Genomic DNA, 17,090 nt, shown 5'->3' with positions numbered 1-17,090 from the left:
GGTGGCCGATATAATTCCTGCTCCTGACCATGCCGAGGCTGCCATGCTCGCTCTTACCTACCCCCTGATTGTCCTCAGCGGCATATTCCAAGCGATGGGGGCAGCGCTCAGTGGGTTGCTACGGCAGAAACTGGTGAACCCGTGGCTGGCAGCGTTCGTGGCATTCCTGCCCATCCTGCTGGTTCTGACGCTGTGCGTGCTCGCAATGCCCTTCCCCCTGCCCGAAGCGAACAGCTTTGCGAAAATCCACTGGTACGATGCCTTTGGCGGCGTGGCGGGATCGGCGGCGGTGCTCGCGGGTCTTTTGCTGGTGCAAAAGATCGGCTCTGGTCCGTTGAACGGGCTGACCGTTACCGGCAATATCCTCGCATCGCTCGCGCTCGACTGTTTTGGGTTGCTCGGCCTTCCGGCGGGTGGCTTTCGGCCGTTACCCTGGATTGGTGGTGCGGTCATGATTGTGGGCGTAATCGCGATCACACTCGGCGCCGGCAAAAAGGACGACGACGAGGAGGACAAAGGCATTGTTGGAAAGCTGCTCTTCCCGTTCATTTTGGTATGCGGCGCGCTGCAGGCGGTCGGGGCCGCGCTGAACGCGGAATTGCGTCAAGCGGTGACCAATCCCTGGCTTGCTGCCGACCTTTCGTTCGTCCCGGTCGCTTCGCTCTTTCTGCTGATATTCATCCTTCGCCCTATGCCACTGCCGACGCGCGACGACGTGGCTTCGGTGAAATGGTGGATGCCGACCGCAGGGCTCGTGGGCGCACTGGCCGTGTTTACCGGACTCCTGTTTATCGACAAGGTGGGCGCGGGCGTCTTCAATGGCCTTCTGATCACGGCCAACCTCATCACCGCGGTCGTCCTCGATCATTTTGGCTGGTTCGGTCTACCCAAAACACCGACCACCAAGCTTCGCCTGGCTGGCTTGGTAGTGACGGTAATCGGCATTCTGTTGATCAGCGTCGGCAAAGGCGGCTGAAGTGCGTCATGGCAAGTCGGCGAAAGAGTGAAACACTGATCTCGATGCGAGGTGGCATTAAGCCGCTTCCGCTTTCAGAGGCTGCTGATTGAAGGCGGTGAAATTTTCATGTGCTGAAGGGCTCATGAGATGCTGCATGAGAGTCCAGTATCCCTCGACCGCCGTCTTGCCAGCTGCATCATAGGCTCGCGCCATATTTTCGTGCAATTCGTTGAAGAGCGCCTTTTCAAGTTCCAGACCTTTTGATGTCAGGAAGACGAGTCTGGTGCGACGATCTCGCTCACCGGGGCGCAATTCAACCATGTCCTTTTCAATCAGGTCCTTCATTATACGCCCCAAAGACTGTTTGGTTATGCCAAGAAATGACAGGATCTGGCCGACTTTGCCGCCTGGATATCTTGAAACGATGTACAGAACCCGGTGATGAGCGCGGCCAAGCCCCTGCGCAGCCAATGCCGCGTCGGCATGGGTGAGATGGGATTTATGCGCGAACATCAGCAAATCCATGCCCCCACGGATCGCCTCGGTTCGGAGATATTGGACAGGCGGCGGAGAAATGATTCTAGACATTTCAAAGGTATAGCGGATCAAGCCCCTGCCGCAATGTAAGAGCGGCGGCGATCACCGAGCGCAACTGCTTGTCGCCGAGGCCAAACAGCCATCCCGCGGTGTGCGGAGCCTGTTCGGCAAGGTGAAGACGCGACCGGTTCCTTAGGAGCTGCGTAATATGCCCCTTCTCGATTTGAAACGTAAAGCGGGAAACCGGTCCCACCGATCCGGCTCACGATCACAGGCGGGGGTTGTTCTCTTGAAACCTGATCCCGTCCATACCGACAAGGCATCCGGCGCGCGCGGTGGTAAGCCGGGGCTGAGAGCCTGTCTCGACGATTTGAACGCAGGCGACACGCTTATCGTGGGAAAACTTGACCGGCTTGGACGCTCGCTACCGCACCTGTTAGAGCACGATCTGTTCTCGCCTGGGAGGGCAAGTTTTCGTGTCGAAGGACACGCTCCCTAAATTTCCTGCAGGAAGTGCAGCATCATCGTCAGCGCGTCGTCGGTCAGGCCGAGCGAGCGGCGGGACAGTGGTTCGCTTTGCGGCCAGCAGGTGATCAGCCCCCGATGCTCGAGCGTGAGCAGCCAACGCCGGATCGTGATCTCGGACAGTCCGGTGGCGGCGCGCACCGCGTCGATCGTCAGCGGTGCTCCCTCCTCATAGGCGACGAACAGCGCGAGCAGGATGTCCCATGCGGGATCCTGGAACAGCGTCTGGACCGACGCGAAGGCGGTCGATCGCGCCTGCTGCTGATGCATCAAGGCGCGTGCACGATCGAGTTCGGGGGGTGAGGACGGATCGGCGTCCGCTTGGGAGCCGACGCCGCGAGCACTCGTTTCAGGCGGCATCTGCGGTGGCGTGGTCTCCGCCGGTACGGCGTTGGGCGAGGCGGGCTCGGTCGGGTAGCGCAGGCGAAGGGGGGCGCTCATCGGCGTCGTTCCATATATTGAAGGCGGTGTGGGTTTCGTGACCGCAGGGGCGGAGTCAGGGTGATTTCGACACGCTTGACCAGTCCGGGTCGCAACCATAGGACCAGCGGCGCCTGCGGTGGCGCTCGGTGCCGACGATCAGCACGGCGAGCATCGGGTAGGCGATCTTGCTGATCGCGGCGGCGTACATCCAGGGCACCAGCGTCGGATCATAGGCCCGCACGCCGTGGATCGTGATCGCCAGCAAATGCAGCGCGCTGATCCAGATCGGCCAGAACCGGTTCGCGAACATCGCGACCGCAACGAGCCCGGCGAGCAAGGCGAGATCGACCGACAGCAACGCGCCGTCGACCGACCGGAAGGCGGGCCGCGCCGAGAACGCCAGCCCGCTCGACACGATCGCCGCGAGCAGGAACGCGGCCGCGACGAGTCGTTCGGGCCGCCCGCCATGGCGAAACGCGAACCAGCACGTCGCCAGCGCGATGACGTAATAGACCAGGACGTGGATCATGCCGCGCGCGCCGGAGTCGTGTCAGGCCGCCGCGGCGACGATCGAGAGATGGCTGGTGTCCGCACCGGTGAAGAATGCCTGATCCGGTTTGGGCAGGCCATCACCGAAACCGACGAACTTGCCGATCCGTTCGGCGCTGCGGTGCGCGGCGATCACATGCCCCTGCGCCTGCGCGATCGCGGCCATCGCGCCGCCGAGCTCCTGGACGACGGGCTGGGCGATACGGGGGGTGACGCCCGCGGTGCTGCCAAAGGTGGCGCTGGCGACGGCGAGGTGCGAGCAGATCGCAAAGGCCTCGGCCAGTTGGGCTTCGAGCCGGTTCAGCAGGAGGCCGATCTCGGTGCCGGTCGTTGCAAGCTGCGTGTCCATGGACGTGTCCGCCGGGGGCGGCCTTCTCGATCGGTTATCCAGACAGGTGTCCCAGCCGTTCGATCAGGTCGGCGAGCACCTTGAGACCGCTTGCGAGCATGCCGAAACCGACCGCAAGGATCACTGCGATGGCCGGTATCCAGAGCAGGCGGAGCGCGACCGGAAGGTCGTTGCTGCGCTGCCCCTTGCGCCTGATCGGAAGCAGCCCTGCGAGCGAGCCCATGCTGTTCGCACGGGTATCGCGGGATGCGTTCGGTTCGGCGACCGGCTGGCCGATCTGTGTCATCGGTGGCGGCGGCGCGGCCACCCATGGAGATTGCCCCCCTGATTGCCCGGGGGCGGCGCCCATGGTCTCCGATAGCGGGTCGGCGCGTTCGTGCCGGGCGAGCATGCGCGCCGCATCGCCGCGATCAGTCGCGCCCAGGATGCGGACCGCCTCTGCGATGTAGCCGTCGACGGTGCCCGGCGCGATGCCGAGATCCGCGGCGATCTGCTTGGTCTTGCGCAACGCGGCCACGCCGCGCAGCACGTCGCGGTGCCGGTTCGACAATCGATCGATGCGGGGTTCTTCCATCTCGTCCCCCTTTCACCGGGCCGGCGTCGTCACGGGCGCCAAAGCATGCCTGGTCCTACCGGGCCAGTACCCGCGCGGGCAACCACCTGCGGCGAGCGCATATGGCCGCGTCGGGCCCGACGGTACGCGCATGGCCGCGTCTTCCAACTCGGCTCATCGCATTTGGATCATTCTTTGCCCGTTCTGCAGTTTTTCGCACGGTCATGCGTTAGGACAGTTGTGCCGGCCCGCCATCAACCTTTGGCTCGTCACCAAGGCGGGTCGGCACAATCTCCAGCGTTGTTCGCGCCTTACGATGCCTCGGCGATCAGCTTGGCAGCCGCGGGCGTGTTCCATTCATACCCGCCGGTCATCCGCCAGACTTCCTTGCCCGCCGAATCGTACAGGATCGTGGTCGGCAGGTTCGCCTGATAGGCGAGGCTGAGCCCGAGCTTGGGATCGAGATAGGGCTTGAGCGTCGTGAACGACTTTGACGCGAAGAACGGGGTCACCTTCTCCGCGCCCTGCAGGTCCTGGCTGACCGCGATGACCTGAACCTTGCCGGCGAGCGACTTGGCGGCGGCGTCGAGCGTCGGCATCTCGGCGACGCACGGCGCGCACCATGTCGCCCACAGGTTCAGCAGCAGCGGCTTGCCCTTGAACGAGGCGAGCGTCACCGGTTTGCCGTCTGGCGCGGTGAACGCGACGGTCGGGCCGGTCTCGCCCTTGTGGCTGCGGTCGAGCTTTTCGGTGCTGGCCGAGGGGCCGGTGGCTTCGTCGGGGGCAGGGCCGGGCGCGACCTCGTCGGCAGACGCTGTATTTGCCGCGGCGACGTTTGCTTGCTCCGGCGCGGGCGATTTCCTATCGCAGCCGGCGACCAGCAGGCCCATTCCAACCAGACAGATGATTGGGCGCGACGTGAACACAGGACGCAAGACCATGGACGGTTCCAATTCGATGTGGGGTGGGCGGTTCGCCGAGGGCCCGGCGGCGGTCATGCGCGAGATAAACGCCTCCATTCCCTTCGACAAGCGGCTCTGGCAGCAGGATATTGCGGGCTCCAAGGCGCATGTCGCGATGCTCGGCAAGCAGGGCATCGTTTCGGCCGAGGACGCCGCGACGATCTCGGCCGGGCTCGACACGGTGGCGGCGCATTATGCGGCGAACGGCGTCGAGGAGGATCTGGTCCTCGAGGATATCCATATGCAGACCGAAGCGCGGCTCGCCGAGGCGATCGGCCCCGTCGCCGGGCGGCTGCACACCGCGCGGTCGCGCAACGACCAGGTCGCGACCGACTTCCGGCTGTGGGTGCGCGATGCGATCGACCAGGCGCTGGCGGCGCTCGCCGGCTTCCAGGCTGCGCTGCTCACGCGCGCCGAAGAGCATGCTGCGAGCGTCATGCCCGGCTTCACGCATCTCCAGTCCGCGCAGCCCGTGACGCTGGGGCATCACCTGATGGCGTATCATGCGATGATTTCGCGCGACGTTGGGCGGTTCGCGGATGCTCGCGCACGGATGAACCGGTCGCCGCTCGGCTCGGCCGCGCTGGCGGGGACGGGGTTTCCGATCGACCGTGAGATGACCGCCGCCGCGCTCGGCTTCGACGGACCGATGACCAATTCGCTCGACGGGGTCAGCGACCGCGATTTCGCGATCGAATTCCTCACCGCGGCGACGCAGACGTCGCTGCATCTGTCCCGGCTCGCCGAGGAGTTCGTGCTGTGGGCGTCGCAGCCGTTCGGATTCGTCGCGCTCAGCGATCAATGGTCGACCGGCAGCTCGATCATGCCGCAGAAGCGCAACCCTGATGCGGCCGAGCTGGTGCGCGGGCATGCCGGGCGGATCCTCGGCTGCATGACCGCGCTGATGGTGACGATGAAGGGCCTGCCGCTCGCCTATTCGAAGGACATGCAGGACGACAAGCCGCCGGTGTTCGAGGCGCACGACCTGCTCGCGCTGTCGATCGCGGCGATGACCGGGATGGTCGAGAGCGCGACGTTCCGCACCGATCGGATGCGCGGGCTGGCCGAGTCGGGCTTTGCGACCGCGACCGATCTCGCCGACTGGCTGGTGCGCGAGGCCGGGCTGCCGTTCCGCGAGGCGCATCATGTCACCGGGCGTGCGGTGAAGCTCGCGGAGGAGCGCAAAATCGCGCTCGATGCGCTACCGATCGAGGACCTGAAGGCAATCGATGCGCGGATCGACGAACGCGTGTACGGCGTGCTCTCGGTCGACGCGTCGGTCGCCAGCCGGACCAGCTTTGGCGGCACCGCGCCCGACAATGTGCGCGCCGCAATCCGCGCGGCGCGCACCGAGACGGCGGGGGGAGAAACGGCATGAAACGGTTACTCGCACTTACGGGGTTGGCGCTGGCCTTGTCCGGCTGCGGCGCGGCGGACGGGTTGGTGCCCGCGGAGGGCAAGACTCTCCCGGTCGCGCCTTATGGTGCCAAGACCCAGCCGACCGCCGCGCAGCTGCTCACGCCCACCACGCAGCAACGCCCGCAGCGCAGCGATGAGCTGCTGACAAAGTCCGACGAGCGTCGCAGCGACGAATTCGACCTGCCGCCTCCCAATTGAAGACCTGATCCATGAACCATTTCGCCTATCGTGACGGTGTGATGCACGCCGAGGACGTCGCCCTGCCGGCGATCGCCGAGGCCGTCGGTACCCCCGTCTATGTCTATTCGACCGCCACCTTCCGCCGCCATGCACAGGTATTCCGCGATGCGCTGAAGCCTGCGGGCCGAGTCCATCTGGCCTATGCGATCAAGGCGAACCCCAACGTTGCGGTGCTGCGCGTGCTGGCCGACGAGGGCTATGGCGCCGACGTCGTCTCCGCGGGCGAGATGCAGCGTGCGCTGGCGGCGGGTATTCCCGCGTCGGACATCGTGTTCTCGGGCGTCGGCAAGACGCGGCGCGAGCTGGCGCAGGCGCTCGATGCCGGGATCGGCCAGTTCAATCTCGAGCTGGAGGAAGAAGGCGAGGTCCTCGCCGCACTCGCCCACGCGCGCGGCGAACGCGCACCCGCGGTGCTGCGCGTGAACCCCGACGTGGACGCAGGCACGCACGCGAAAATCTCGACCGGGCGCAAGGAGAACAAGTTCGGCGTTGCGATCGACCAGGCGATCGCGATGTTCGACCGGTTGTCGAAGCATGACGGGCTCGACCTGCGCGGTGTCGCGATCCACATCGGCAGCCAGCTCGCCGACCTCGCCCCGCTGGAAGCCGCCTATGCGCGGATCGGAGAGCTGGTCGCCGAACTGCGCGCTGCCGGACACACGATCAGCCGCGTCGATCTGGGCGGCGGCCTCGGCGTGCCGTACAAGCCCGGGGACGTGCTGCCGAGCCCGGCCGACTATGGCGCGATGGTCGCCCGCGCGACCGCCGATTGGGACGTCGAACTGATGTTCGAGCCGGGCCGCGTGATCGCGGGCAATGCGGGCGTGTTGCTGACCGAGGTGATCTGGGTGAAGCCGGGCGTCGTGAACCCGTATGTGATCGTCGATGCGGCGATGAACGATCTCGCGCGCGTCGCGATGTACGATGCGTATCACGACTTCGTCGCGGTCGCGCCGACCGGCGAGCGGATGACCGCCAACATCGCCGGGCCGGTGTGCGAGACCGGCGACACGTTCGCGATGGGGCGCGATATCGACGTCGTGAAGTCGGGCGACCTGGGCGTGTTCCGCACCGCGGGCGCGTATGGCGCGACGATGGCGTCGACCTATAACAGCCGTGCGCTGGTGCCCGAAGTGCTGGTCGATGGCGACCGGTTCGCGGTGGTTGCCGACCGGATCCAGCCCGAGACGATCCTGGCCGCCGAGCGCGTGCCGGAATGGCTCAAGCGGTGAATCCCCCGCCGCTGTCGCCGCCACCGCCACCGCTCCAGAGCCTGCCGCTGTTCGTGCGGCTGGCGGGGCGCCCGGTGATCCTGCTGGGGGAAGGCGAGGCGGCGGATGCGAAGCGGCGGTTGCTCGACCGCGCGGGCGCCGATGTGGTCGGCGAGGATGCCACAGCCTCGCTCGCGATCGTCGCGATCGACGAAGAGGACGAGGCGCTGGCGGCGGTCGCGCGGCTGAAGGCGCGCGGGATATTGGTCAATGCGGTCGACCGCTCGGCGCTGTGCGACTTCACGCTGCCCGCGATCGTCGACCGCGCGCCGGTGTTGATCGCGATCGGGACGAGCGGCGTGTCGGCCGGGCTTGCCGCGGGGTTGCGGCAACGGCTCGAGGCGCTGGTGCCGGGCGATCTGGGTAAACTAGCGCTGGCCTTGCAGGCGGCGCGCAGCGCGTTGCGCAAGCGTTGGCCCGACATGGGCGAGCGCCGCCGCGCACTGGCGACCGCGATGGCGGCGGGCGGGCTGCTCGATCCACTGTCGCCGACGCATGATGTCGATGCGTGGCTGGCGCCGACGGGCGCGCCTGCTGCGACGCGCGATGTGGCGATCACGCTGGTGCTGCTGTCCGATGATCCCGAGGACCTGACGTTGCGACAGGCGCGCGCGCTGGCGAGTGCCGACCGCGTCTATCATGGCCCCGACGCTCCTGCGGCGATCCTCGACCGGGCGCGTGCCGATGCCGCGCGGCTGTGCGCACCGATGCCCGCCGATCCCGGTACCGGGCTGTCGATCGAGATCGAGATGGCGCGGTGAGCGGGTTCGGGTTTCGCATTATCGACGGCAAGGCTGCGTGGATCGACGTGCAGGACGCGCTGGGCTGTACCGCGGACCTTGTCTGGGTGCATCTGTCGACCACCGCCGAGCATGCGCAGACCTGGCTGCGCGACGAGGCCAAGCTGCTCGACTATGTCGTCGACGCGCTGACCGCGACCGAGACCCGGCCGCGCTGCGAGGCGGTTGGCGACGGCGCATTCCTCAATCTGCGCGGGCGATCGAAGGAGGAACTCGACACCTCCGATCTGCTCGCCTCGGTGCGGATCTGGGCGGTGAAGGGGCGGGTCTTCTCGGTCACGCGCAAACCGCTGATCGCGGTCGCCGAGGTCGAGAAGATGGTCGAGCGCGGCGAGGTCCGCGATCCGGGCGACCTGATCGCGGCGTTCGCGACCGCGATCACCGCCGACCTCGATCCCGACGTGGCGACGCTCGGCGACGAGCTCGACGATTGCGAGGAGCAGCTCGACGCCAACCGCGTGTTCGAACTGCGCCGCGCGGTCAGCAAGGTGCGCGTGGCGGCGATCGGCTATAAACGTTTCCTCAGCCCGCAACGCGCCGCGCTGGAGAAGCTGGCGGCGTTGCCCGGCGACTGGCTCGCCGACGACGATCGCCTCCATCTCGCGGCGGCGGCGGATCGCGCCGCGCGGATGGCGGAGGAGCTCGAATCGATCCGCGAACGCGCGGCGCTGATCCATGAGACGCTGACCGATATGCGCGCGGAGCAGATCGACAGTCGCTCGCTGATCATCTCGATCGCCGCGATGGTGTTCCTGCCGCTCACGTTCCTCACGGGGCTGTACGGCATGAACGTCAAGGGGCTGCCCTATGCGGAGGAGCCCTGGGCGTTCGACGCGATCGCGGCGGCCTGCGTGGTGATCGCGGTGGGGGTCGTGGCGTATTTCACGATGCGCCACTGGTTCCGCCGCTAGCGGTCAGGCGGCGCTGGCGGTCCGCCAGGCCTGGGCGATCTCGTCGAGCATGTCGGCGGAGTCGCGGAACGGCTTGGGGTCATGGCCGAGCGAGGCGTTGATGACGGTCTTGCGTGCGCCGCCGTACAGCCGGGCGAGCGTCTCGGAGACCTGCCCGCCTTTTTCGAAATCGAGGCCGGCCTCGAGCGCGAACAGGATCGCGGTGGCGCGCGTGATCCGCTCGCTCTTGACCGCGAACTTGCGCTTTTCGCACGCCCAGGCGGCGGCGCGCAGCGCGGCGACGAGTTCCTTGTAGAGCAGCTGCACGAGCGCCGGGCCGTCCGCGGTCGCGGTGCGGCCGACCGCGTCGATCTGGCGATAGGTAGCGAACGGGTCGCGCGCGAGCGTGGAGGCGTAGGTCACGAGGTCTTGTTCCACTGGGCGATCTGGCCGGTGAGGAAGGTCTGCGTCGATTTATACGCCGACACGCGCGAGTTCATGCTGGCATATTGCTGCGTCAGGCGCGTGGTGAGCTGCGCGGTCTGGTCGGTGACCTTGTCCTGCTGCTTGGTCACGTCCGACTGCGCCGCGGTGTAGCGCACGGTCGAAGCGCCGAGCCCGGTCAGCGTGCTGGTCGCACTGGTGGTCAGCGCGGTCAGCGCCGCGGACAGGCCGAGCGCGTTGGTGCCCGACGGCGCGAACATCGATTCGATCGTGTCGGGATAGGCGGCAAGCTGCTTGGCGAGCAGCGTGCTGTCGACGCGCAGCGTGCCGTCGGTGTTGGTCGCGACGCCCAGCTCCGACAGCGTCCGCGGGAGACCGGCGACCGCGCCGCCGACCAGCGGCTTCGAGGTCAGCGCCTTGAGCGAACTCAGCAGCGACTTGGCCGCCGGATCGGCGCGCAGGTTGCCGGTGATCGGATCGGTCTGCGCGGTGACCGTCGCGAGGACTTCGTTATAGGTCGTGACGACGTCGTTCACCGCCTGCGTCAGCGCGTCGGTCGGCGCGGTGCTGGTCAGCGACACGGGGACGGTCGACACCGCGTTCAGCTGCAGCGTCACGCCCGAGACGAGATCGCTGACGGTGTTGCCGGGGCGCTCGACGGCGATCCCGTCGACGGTGATCTGCGCATTCTGCGCGGTCGAGACCAGGCTCGTCTTGGTCGCGGTGCCGCCGATGTCGAGCGCGTCGTTGTTTGCACCCTTCAAAGTGAACGCGTTGTCGCTGCCGGTCGCGCCCTTGACCGACAGGAACGCGCGTCCCTGCGCATCGGTGACGACGGAAGCGGTGACGCCCTTCTTCGACGCGTTGATGCCCGCCGCGATCGCATCGATGCTGCCATCGCCGATATCGATCGCGACGTTTTCGCCGGTGCCGATCTTGAGCGTCAGCGCGCCGGTGCCGAGCGAGGTCGCGCGATCGGCGGCGGCGACGGGGGTGTTGGTGCGCGCGACCTGGCCGGTGGCGAGGCGCGTGACGGTGACGCTGGCGGACAGGCCCGAGAGCTTTGCGCCCGACTGCGCGGTGGCGGACAGGACGGCGGCGTTCGAGCTGGTCGGCTGGGTCTGCAAGCTGCCACCCTTCACCAGATTGGCGAGCGCGGTGGAGAAACCGGTCATCGTGCTCTTGAGCGAGGCGACGCCCGAGATCTGCGACGTGAGCGTGTCCGACTTGGATTTCAGCGCGGCGGTGCGCGCGGCGAACTGCGCCTCGACGAGCGAGGTGACCAGCGTGCCGGTATCGACGCCCGAGCCTGCGCTGAGCCCGGTCAGCAGCGCCTGCGTCGCAGCGTTGACCGCGCTCTGGGCGGTCGGCGTGGGGGTCGGAGTCGGCGTGGCCGTCGTGCTGCTGGTCGATGTTACCATGGCAAATTCCCTGCACGTGCGCGCGCATCTGTAAGAACGACCGTTCGCGGCCGATCTTTAGGCCTGTTTCATGCCGTTTTCGTCGAATCGTGCGTCCTTGGGTACGGTGACGAACGGCTGGACGCCCGCGGCCGTACCGCCGGCCGCGGCGTTCAGCCCGAACACGAAGGCGAGCACCGTCGCGATCGCCATGTACAGGTCGTCGCGAACCTCCTGGTTTTCCTTGCTCGTGTAATAGATCGCACGCGCCAGCATCGGATATTCGAGCACGGGGACCCGGCCCTCCGCGGCGAGTTCGCGGATCGCCAGTGCGGTCGCGCCGCGGCCTTTGGCTACGACTACGGGCACCTGGTCCTTGCCGCGATCATAGCGGAGGGCGACGGCGAAGTGGGTCGGGTTGGTCAGCACGACATGCGCCTCCGCGACCGATTTGCGTAAGCCCCCGCTCGCCATCGCGCGCATCTTCGCGCGCATCTGGCCCTTCGCCTCGCCATTGCCCTCGGTCGACTTGTGTTCGTCCTTCACCTCCTGCTTCGACATCCGCATCTTGCCGAGGCGGCGGATGATCTGGATCGGCAGGTCGATGCCCGCGATCGCGCACAGCCCGAACGCCATCGCGATCAGGATGCCCTTGAAAATCCCGCCGAGCGTCGACAGCGCCTGGTTGAGATCCGCGGACGAGGCGAGCCCCATCGTCGAATGCGCCGCGTTCCACAGCATCCAGCCGCCGATCGTACCGAGCAGGATCACCTTCAGCAGCGACTTGCCGAGCTCGATCCAGCCATTCGCGCCGAAGATCCGCTTGAGCCCCGCAGCGGGATCGACGCGGCTGTATTTGGGCGCGAGCAGACCGCCGTTGAAGCCGAGCGACCCGAGCCCCGCCTGGCTCAGGATCGCCGCGCCGATGCTGACGATGAACAAGGTGACGAGCGAGGGGGCGAGCTTGCCGCCCGCTTCCATCAGTGGGCGCCAGGGGGAGAAATCCTCGACATCGGCATGCGTGAACTGGAAGCTCGAGCTCATGATCGCCTTGCACGCGGCGATCAGCGTCGGGCCGGCGTAGATCAGCCAGGCGACGCCGGCGAGCATGCTGAGCGCAGTGGCGAAGTCGCGCGACTTGAGGATGTCGCCCTTCTCGACCGCATCCTTCTTGCGCTTGGCGGTTGGGGCTTCGGTTTTTTCGCCCGAATCCTCAGACATGGGCACCCTCCCACATCAGCCGAGCACCAGGTTTTCGGTGGCGGACAGGCCTTCGCGGACGATGACGAGCATGTAATCGCCCATCGTCGGGAACGCGATCGCCAGCGTGATAACGCCGACCGCGAGGCTGGCGGGCAGGCCGACCGCGAACAGGTTGAGCGAGGGCGCGGCGCGGCTCAGCATGCCGACGACGATGTTGAGGCAGAGCAGCAGGAAGCCGACCGGGAGCGCGAGCAGCAGTCCGGCGAGAAACGCATAGCCGCCGAAGAACGCGATCGCCTTCAGCCGCTCGACGCCGATCCACGCGCCGCCGGGCGGGAGCACCTCATAGCTCTTCACGATCATGTCGATCAGGATCAGGTGGCCGTCGACCGACAGGAACAGCAACGTCAGCATGATCGAGAAGAACTGGCCGAGCGCGGGCGACGACTTGCCGTTCTGCGGGTCGATCGACGAGGCGAAGCCGAGCCCCATCGCGCCGCCGATGACCTCGGCGGCGATGACGGGTGCTGCGAACGCGATCTGTAGGACGAAGCCGAGCGCCAGGCCGACGAGCGCCTCGGCGGCGGCGGACAGCACGGTGGTCACCGAGAAGATGCTCGCCGGCGGCACGATCGGATGGACCGCGAGCACGAGGAAGCCGATCGCCCCCGACAGCGTGACGCGCACGGTCAGCGGCACCGCGACCGCCCCGAACACGGGCGCGGCGATGAACGTCGCGCCGATGCGGATCATCACGAACACGAGCGCCCAGAGTTGCGGCTCTATGGAGAGCCCGAAGCCCAACACGACTAAATCCCCCTCCCGCTTGCGGGAGGGGTCAGGGGAGGGCGCGACGTACGTACTGGCGTCCGGTTGGTGGTGCACGCCCCTCCCCCGACCCCTCCCGCAAGCGGGAGGGGAGTAGAAGGGACGGCCGCGTGTTCGGCGTGCCAGCGCCGCGGCAAAGCCGCGTCGTCGGTCCTTGGCTGTGCCAAGGCCGGCCGGGCTTGCGCTAAGTGCGCGGACGTCGCCGCGCTGGCGCTGCGCCTCACTTCACGAGATCCGGAATACGCTCGAAGATCCCGATCGTGAAATCGCTCAGCAACCCGAGGATCAGGCTCCCGAAGATCAGGATCGACACCGCGACCACGACCAGCTTCGGCACGAACGACAGCGTCTGTTCGTTGATCGACGTCGCCGCCTGGATCATGCCCAGGATCAGCCCCGCGAGCAGCGCCGGGATCAGGATCGGCGCGCTGGCGAGTGCCAGCACCCACATCGTCTGGTTGGCGACGGTCAGGAAATATTGCGCGTCCATCGCTTATAAAACTGCCGTTCGTGCTGAGCGAAGTCGAAGCACATGAGTCTCAAGCCCTTCGACTACCGCCCTTGGCGGTAGTTCATCCTGAGCGCCTGCCTTGCAGGCAGCCGAAGGGCTCAGGGCGAACGGGCGGGTGGTGCGGTCCATCGCCTCAGGTCGCGAACGAGTTGGCGAGGCTGCCCATCGTCAGCGCCCAACCGTCGACGAGCACGAACAGGAGGAGCTTGAACGGCATCGAGATGATCGTCGGTGACAACATCGCCATGCCGAGCGACATCAGCACGGTCGCGACGACGAGGTCGATGACGATGAACGGCAGGAAGATCAGGAAGCCGATCTGGAACGCGGTCTTGAGTTCCGACGTGACGAAGGCGGGCAGCAGGACCGAGAAGGGAATGTCGGTGGACGACGCGTACGGGCCGGACTTGGCGATCTGCGCGAACATCGTCACGTCCTTGATCCGCGTCTGCTTCACCATGAACGCGTGGAGCGGGACGCCCGCGGTGGTGATCATCTGCGTGCCCGCCAGCTGCCCGGCGGCATAGGGCTGGATCGCGGTCGTGTTGATCTGGCTGATCGTCGGCGCCATGATGAAGAACGACAGGAACAGCGACAGGCCGAGCAGCACCTGGTTCGGCGGCGTCTGCTGGAGCCCGAGCGCCTGGCGCAGGATCGCGAGCACGATGATGATCCGCGTGAAGCTGGTCATCATCAGCAGGATGCCCGGCAGGACCGTGAGCAGCCCCATGATGATGAGGACTTGCAGCGACAGCGACAGCGAGCCGCTCTGGCCGGTATTGCCCGCGGCCTGTCCGCCGAGCTGGCCGAGCGCGCGATCGACCGCGTCGCCGACTGCGGGGTTGGTCGGGGCGGGGACGGCTTGGGCGAAGGCGGGCATGGCTAGGAAGAGGGCCAGGAGAAGGGCGAGCCCTATCCAGACCAAGCTGTTTCCTCGCGAACGCGGGGATCCAGGGTTACGGAGCGCACCGTTCGTGGTTCCTGAATTCCCGCGTTCGCGGGAAAACGGGGAGGATTTCGACGCGGCAAACAAGGCCGGACCCGAGCCCTTGCGGGTAACCGTCGGACGAACAGCGGCGGTCATGCGTCGACCTTGTCGATCAAATGCACGCCGCCACGACCGACCGAGACGAGCAGCCGGCGGCCCTCGAAATCGATCACCGCGAGGCGCAGGCCCGGCGAAATCATCATCGTTTCCTTGACGCCGATCAGCCGGGTCGACGGCTTGCCCGGCATCCGGCTCTCGAACTTGCGCCACAGATACAGGCAGCCGAACATGAGGCCGCACACCAGTGGCAGCAGGATGACGAGCTTGAGGATATAGGTCCAGAGCATCGAAATCAGCCGCGCTTGTCGGGCGACACGAGTTCGGTCATCCGCACGCCGAAGCGCTCGCCGACCGTGACGACTTCGCCGCGACCGATCAGCGTGCCGTTGACGAACACGTCGAGCAGTTCGTTGGCCTGGCGATCGAGCTCGATCACGCTGGATTCGCCGAGTGCCAGCAGTTCGCGCAGCGTCAGGCTGGTCGAGCCGATCTCGACGGTCAGCTTGACGTCGACATCCTGGAGCAGCCGGAAATTGGCGGCCACGGCGGCGTCCACTGGAAAGCCTCCGGTCATGTCGTTCATGCTGCAAATCCTTCGTCGAAACGGGTAATCGAGGTGAGCTGGATGGCGGCAAAGCCATTGGACGTGCCGACCGTGCCGCAGCCGAGCCGGTTGTTGCCGACCATCACCGGCACGTCGCCCGAGATGGTGATCGGGATCACGTCGCCGGGTTTAAGGTCCATCAGCATCGTCAGCTTGACGACCGGTTCGGCGAGGACCGAGCGGATCGGGAAGCGCACGTTCATGGCGGCGCGGGTCAGCTCGTTGCGCCACGCCGGATCGGGCTCGGCCGACTTGCCGACGACCTTGGCGGTCAGCGACGGCGCGTGCGGCTTCAGCGCGGAGACGGGGTAGACGAGGTCGAGGAACACCGGCTTGGCGTTCCCCGCGGCGATGCCGAAGCGCGTGACAATCATCGCGTCCTCGCCATCGAGATCGGCGATCATCGCCGGGTTCACCTCGACGCGGGTCGGCTGGAAATCGAACCGTGCCATCGGCTCCCACGCGGTCTTGAGCGGGGTCGCGATCATCTGGCCGATCCGCGCGACCATCGCCTCGGCGGCGGGCGAGAATTCGCTCGGCAGGACGTGCGGCGCGGCACCGGTGCCGCCGAAGAACATGTCGAGCATCTCGAGCACGAACTTGCCGTCCATGATGCACAGTGCCTGTGCCATGCCCGGCGTCATGATCAGCGGCAGCCACGCGGTCAGCGCATCGCTGCGCTCGGCGCGGTAATCGGTGAAGCGCTGGACGACCAAAGGCTCGGCCCAGCAGCGGACCTCCTGGCGCAGCAGCGGCTCGAACACCCCGCGCAAACCGCGTGCGAACCGGGCGGAGAGATGCTGCAACGTATGCAGGTCGCCGAACGGATTGAGCTTGGCCCCGCCGAGCACGCCCTGATGCAGCACGCCCTGTTTGGGGGCGGTGGAGCGATCCCGGTCGCGCCGTTCGCGCGTCTTTGCTGAGCCCTCGTTAACCATGCCTCACTGAACGACGAAACTGGTAAAGTAAACGTTACCGATGCCGCCGAATCCTTCCTTCTGCTTGAGCGTATCGTTGATCGCCTTGGCGAGACGGACCTGCAATTGGCGCTTGCCCTCGCTGCTCATCACCTGCTCTTCGGTGGTGTCGCCGAGCGCCATCAGGATGGCCGAGCGGACCGCGATGTCGTTGGTCTTCAGGTTGGTGATGACGGTGTCGTCATACGGCGTCGAGATCGCGACGCCGACCTGGACGAAGTGCGCCGAGTCCTGGAGATTCGAGGTGAAATCCTTCTCCAGTGGGTAGTAGGTGGAGGCGTATTTGTCGCCGCCCTCGCCTGCGGGGGGCTTCATCCCGTGGTTTTCGGGCGCAGCCTCCTCGCCGCCGTGACCGCCGCCTTCGCCGCCCTCGGTGGCATGTTTCTGTTCGCTCTTGGGGACGAGCTTGGGCTTGCCGTCATCGGCCGCCGCCGCGTGACCGCCGCCAAGCAGCCCAGCGTTCGACGCGTAGACGCCGGCGCCGACGCCGCCGCCGACCAGCACCAGCAGCGCCACGCCGCCGATCAGGATCGTCTTCATCTTGCCCTTTTTCTTGGGCGCTGCATCTGCGGTATCGGTCTTCTCAGCCATGTCGGATC

At 66.5% G+C, this 17,090-nt stretch carries 22 protein-coding genes and 1 pseudogene; 7 read left to right on the top strand and 16 right to left on the bottom strand.

Annotated features, from left to right (window positions below; all coding sequences use genetic code 11):
- Position 1: 1 nt before the first annotated feature.
- Entirely contained in the window at positions 2 to 976 is a 975-nt protein-coding gene (locus EV283_RS05920) for a DMT family transporter (protein WP_207223038.1), read from the top strand.
- Positions 977 to 1,033: 57 nt separating this feature from the next.
- Here EV283_RS05920 and EV283_RS05915 read toward each other — a convergent pair whose 3' ends face one another.
- Entirely contained in the window at positions 1,034 to 1,567 is a 534-nt protein-coding gene (locus tag EV283_RS05915) for a MarR family transcriptional regulator (RefSeq protein WP_347400203.1), read from the bottom strand.
- A gap of 232 nt (positions 1,568 to 1,799) precedes the next feature.
- On the opposite strand from EV283_RS05915, the pseudogene EV283_RS19390 reads away from it, so the two are divergent.
- A pseudogene (locus tag EV283_RS19390) lies at positions 1,800 to 1,934 on the top strand (recombinase family protein); the annotation flags it as partial.
- Between the two features lie 56 nt (positions 1,935 to 1,990).
- On the opposite strand, the gene EV283_RS05905 reads toward EV283_RS19390, so the two are convergent.
- The 5 genes from EV283_RS05905 to EV283_RS05885 all read right to left on the bottom strand — a co-directional run bounded on the left by EV283_RS05905 (position 1,991) and on the right by EV283_RS05885 (position 4,784).
- Positions 1,991 to 2,461 carry a hypothetical protein gene (locus EV283_RS05905; protein ID WP_130323415.1) on the bottom strand — a complete coding sequence of 157 codons (471 nt, stop codon included), beginning with the start codon at positions 2,459 to 2,461 and terminating at the stop codon, positions 1,991 to 1,993.
- Positions 2,462 to 2,516: 55 nt separating this feature from the next.
- On the bottom strand, positions 2,517 to 2,972 hold the full coding sequence (locus EV283_RS05900) for a hypothetical protein (RefSeq protein WP_130323413.1): 456 nt from the start codon (positions 2,970 to 2,972) through the stop codon (positions 2,517 to 2,519).
- Positions 2,973 to 2,993: 21 nt separating this feature from the next.
- Positions 2,994 to 3,341 carry a hypothetical protein gene (locus EV283_RS05895; RefSeq protein WP_130323411.1) on the bottom strand — a complete coding sequence of 116 codons (348 nt, stop codon included), beginning with the start codon at positions 3,339 to 3,341 and terminating at the stop codon, positions 2,994 to 2,996.
- A 34-nt stretch (positions 3,342 to 3,375) separates the two neighbouring features.
- Entirely contained in the window at positions 3,376 to 3,915 is a 540-nt protein-coding gene (locus tag EV283_RS05890) for a helix-turn-helix transcriptional regulator (protein ID WP_130323409.1), read from the bottom strand.
- 290 nt (positions 3,916 to 4,205) lie between these two features.
- Positions 4,206 to 4,784, bottom strand: coding sequence for a TlpA disulfide reductase family protein (locus tag EV283_RS05885; RefSeq protein WP_242615800.1), 579 nt, complete (start codon positions 4,782 to 4,784; stop codon positions 4,206 to 4,208).
- A gap of 67 nt (positions 4,785 to 4,851) precedes the next feature.
- Here EV283_RS05885 and argH point away from each other — a divergent pair, with 67 nt between their 5' ends.
- The 5 genes from argH to EV283_RS05860 are packed head-to-tail and all read left to right on the top strand — an operon-like array spanning position 4,852 to position 9,497.
- The gene (gene argH / locus EV283_RS05880; protein ID WP_130323972.1) at positions 4,852 to 6,234 is read left to right on the top strand and encodes an argininosuccinate lyase; all 1,383 of its coding nucleotides are present in this window, start codon (positions 4,852 to 4,854) and stop codon (positions 6,232 to 6,234) included.
- Positions 6,231 to 6,473: a hypothetical protein gene (locus EV283_RS05875; RefSeq protein ID WP_130323405.1), complete on the top strand. Its 243-nt coding sequence runs from the start codon at positions 6,231 to 6,233 to the stop codon at positions 6,471 to 6,473. The genes argH and EV283_RS05875 overlap by 4 nt, the downstream gene beginning before the upstream one ends.
- An 11-nt stretch (positions 6,474 to 6,484) precedes the next feature.
- Positions 6,485 to 7,747 (top strand): diaminopimelate decarboxylase, encoded by a 1,263-nt coding sequence (gene lysA, locus EV283_RS05870; RefSeq protein WP_130323404.1) that lies wholly within the window; start codon positions 6,485 to 6,487, stop codon positions 7,745 to 7,747.
- Positions 7,744 to 8,547 carry a bifunctional precorrin-2 dehydrogenase/sirohydrochlorin ferrochelatase gene (locus EV283_RS05865; protein WP_242615799.1) on the top strand — a complete coding sequence of 268 codons (804 nt, stop codon included), beginning with the start codon at positions 7,744 to 7,746 and terminating at the stop codon, positions 8,545 to 8,547. The genes lysA and EV283_RS05865 overlap by 4 nt, the downstream gene beginning before the upstream one ends.
- Entirely contained in the window at positions 8,544 to 9,497 is a 954-nt protein-coding gene (locus EV283_RS05860; protein ID WP_130323400.1) for a CorA family divalent cation transporter, read from the top strand. The genes EV283_RS05865 and EV283_RS05860 overlap by 4 nt, the downstream gene beginning before the upstream one ends.
- A gap of 3 nt (positions 9,498 to 9,500) precedes the next feature.
- Here EV283_RS05860 and EV283_RS05855 read toward each other — a convergent pair whose 3' ends face one another.
- The 10 genes from EV283_RS05855 to EV283_RS05810 form a co-directional block, all read right to left on the bottom strand.
- Entirely contained in the window at positions 9,501 to 9,899 is a 399-nt protein-coding gene (locus EV283_RS05855) for a flagellar protein FliS (RefSeq protein WP_056412994.1), read from the bottom strand.
- Positions 9,896 to 11,341: a flagellar filament capping protein FliD gene (gene fliD / locus EV283_RS05850; RefSeq protein WP_130323398.1), complete on the bottom strand. Its 1,446-nt coding sequence runs from the start codon at positions 11,339 to 11,341 to the stop codon at positions 9,896 to 9,898. The genes EV283_RS05855 and fliD overlap by 4 nt, the downstream gene beginning before the upstream one ends.
- A gap of 57 nt (positions 11,342 to 11,398) precedes the next feature.
- On the bottom strand, positions 11,399 to 12,541 hold the full coding sequence (locus EV283_RS05845) for a flagellar type III secretion system protein FlhB (protein ID WP_130323396.1): 1,143 nt from the start codon (positions 12,539 to 12,541) through the stop codon (positions 11,399 to 11,401).
- 15 nt (positions 12,542 to 12,556) lie between these two features.
- Complete coding sequence (fliR, locus tag EV283_RS05840; protein WP_130323394.1) at positions 12,557 to 13,330, bottom strand: flagellar biosynthetic protein FliR; 774 nt, start codon at positions 13,328 to 13,330, stop codon at positions 12,557 to 12,559.
- Positions 13,331 to 13,571: 241 nt separating this feature from the next.
- Positions 13,572 to 13,841: a flagellar biosynthesis protein FliQ gene (fliQ, locus tag EV283_RS05835; RefSeq protein ID WP_055874447.1), complete on the bottom strand. Its 270-nt coding sequence runs from the start codon at positions 13,839 to 13,841 to the stop codon at positions 13,572 to 13,574.
- A gap of 154 nt (positions 13,842 to 13,995) precedes the next feature.
- A complete protein-coding gene (gene fliP / locus EV283_RS05830; protein ID WP_130323392.1) occupies positions 13,996 to 14,946 on the bottom strand; it encodes a flagellar type III secretion system pore protein FliP in 951 nt (316 codons plus the stop codon).
- Positions 14,943 to 15,197 carry a flagellar biosynthetic protein FliO gene (locus EV283_RS05825; RefSeq protein ID WP_055874442.1) on the bottom strand — a complete coding sequence of 85 codons (255 nt, stop codon included), beginning with the start codon at positions 15,195 to 15,197 and terminating at the stop codon, positions 14,943 to 14,945. The genes fliP and EV283_RS05825 overlap by 4 nt, the downstream gene beginning before the upstream one ends.
- Positions 15,198 to 15,202: 5 nt before the next feature.
- The gene (gene fliN, locus EV283_RS05820) at positions 15,203 to 15,493 is read right to left on the bottom strand and encodes a flagellar motor switch protein FliN (RefSeq protein WP_056054132.1); all 291 of its coding nucleotides are present in this window, start codon (positions 15,491 to 15,493) and stop codon (positions 15,203 to 15,205) included.
- Entirely contained in the window at positions 15,490 to 16,452 is a 963-nt protein-coding gene (locus EV283_RS05815; protein ID WP_056412982.1) for a flagellar motor switch protein FliM, read from the bottom strand. Before EV283_RS05815 ends, fliN begins: the two co-directional genes overlap by 4 nt.
- A gap of 3 nt (positions 16,453 to 16,455) precedes the next feature.
- Positions 16,456 to 17,082, bottom strand: coding sequence for a flagellar basal body-associated FliL family protein (locus tag EV283_RS05810; protein ID WP_130323390.1), 627 nt, complete (start codon positions 17,080 to 17,082; stop codon positions 16,456 to 16,458).
- Between the last annotated feature and the right edge of the window lie 8 nt (positions 17,083 to 17,090).

It is taken from the genome of Sphingomonas sp. BK036 (assembly GCF_004216825.1).
In the GTDB taxonomy this organism is placed as follows: domain Bacteria; phylum Pseudomonadota; class Alphaproteobacteria; order Sphingomonadales; family Sphingomonadaceae; genus Sphingomonas.
The sequence above is the reverse complement of the archived record's forward strand: the minus strand, read 5'-3'. Positions and strand labels throughout refer to the sequence as shown.

Bases quoted from the DNA above. Each gene is read 5' to 3' on its own strand.
- EV283_RS05905 (WP_130323415.1), bottom strand. From the start codon at position 2,461: ATGAGCGCCCCCCTTCGCCTGCGCTACCCGACCGAGCCCGCCTCGCCC.
- EV283_RS05900 (WP_130323413.1), bottom strand. From the start codon at position 2,972: ATGATCCACGTCCTGGTCTATTACGTCATCGCGCTGGCGACGTGCTGG.
- EV283_RS05895 (WP_130323411.1), bottom strand. From the start codon at position 3,341: ATGGACACGCAGCTTGCAACGACCGGCACCGAGATCGGCCTCCTGCTG.
- EV283_RS05890 (WP_130323409.1), bottom strand. From the start codon at position 3,915: ATGGAAGAACCCCGCATCGATCGATTGTCGAACCGGCACCGCGACGTG.
- EV283_RS05885 (WP_242615800.1), bottom strand. From the start codon at position 4,784: ATGGGCCTGCTGGTCGCCGGCTGCGATAGGAAATCGCCCGCGCCGGAG.
- argH (WP_130323972.1), top strand. From the start codon at position 4,852: ATGTGGGGTGGGCGGTTCGCCGAGGGCCCGGCGGCGGTCATGCGCGAG.
- EV283_RS05875 (WP_130323405.1), top strand. From the start codon at position 6,231: ATGAAACGGTTACTCGCACTTACGGGGTTGGCGCTGGCCTTGTCCGGC.
- lysA (WP_130323404.1), top strand. From the start codon at position 6,485: ATGAACCATTTCGCCTATCGTGACGGTGTGATGCACGCCGAGGACGTC.
- fliD (WP_130323398.1), bottom strand. From the start codon at position 11,341: ATGGTAACATCGACCAGCAGCACGACGGCCACGCCGACTCCGACCCCC.
- EV283_RS05845 (WP_130323396.1), bottom strand. From the start codon at position 12,541: ATGTCTGAGGATTCGGGCGAAAAAACCGAAGCCCCAACCGCCAAGCGC.
- fliQ (WP_055874447.1), bottom strand. From the start codon at position 13,841: ATGGACGCGCAATATTTCCTGACCGTCGCCAACCAGACGATGTGGGTG.
- fliP (WP_130323392.1), bottom strand. From the start codon at position 14,946: ATGACCGCCGCTGTTCGTCCGACGGTTACCCGCAAGGGCTCGGGTCCG.
- EV283_RS05825 (WP_055874442.1), bottom strand. From the start codon at position 15,197: ATGCTCTGGACCTATATCCTCAAGCTCGTCATCCTGCTGCCACTGGTG.
- fliN (WP_056054132.1), bottom strand. From the start codon at position 15,493: ATGAACGACATGACCGGAGGCTTTCCAGTGGACGCCGCCGTGGCCGCC.
- EV283_RS05815 (WP_056412982.1), bottom strand. From the start codon at position 16,452: ATGGTTAACGAGGGCTCAGCAAAGACGCGCGAACGGCGCGACCGGGAT.
- EV283_RS05810 (WP_130323390.1), bottom strand. From the start codon at position 17,082: ATGGCTGAGAAGACCGATACCGCAGATGCAGCGCCCAAGAAAAAGGGC.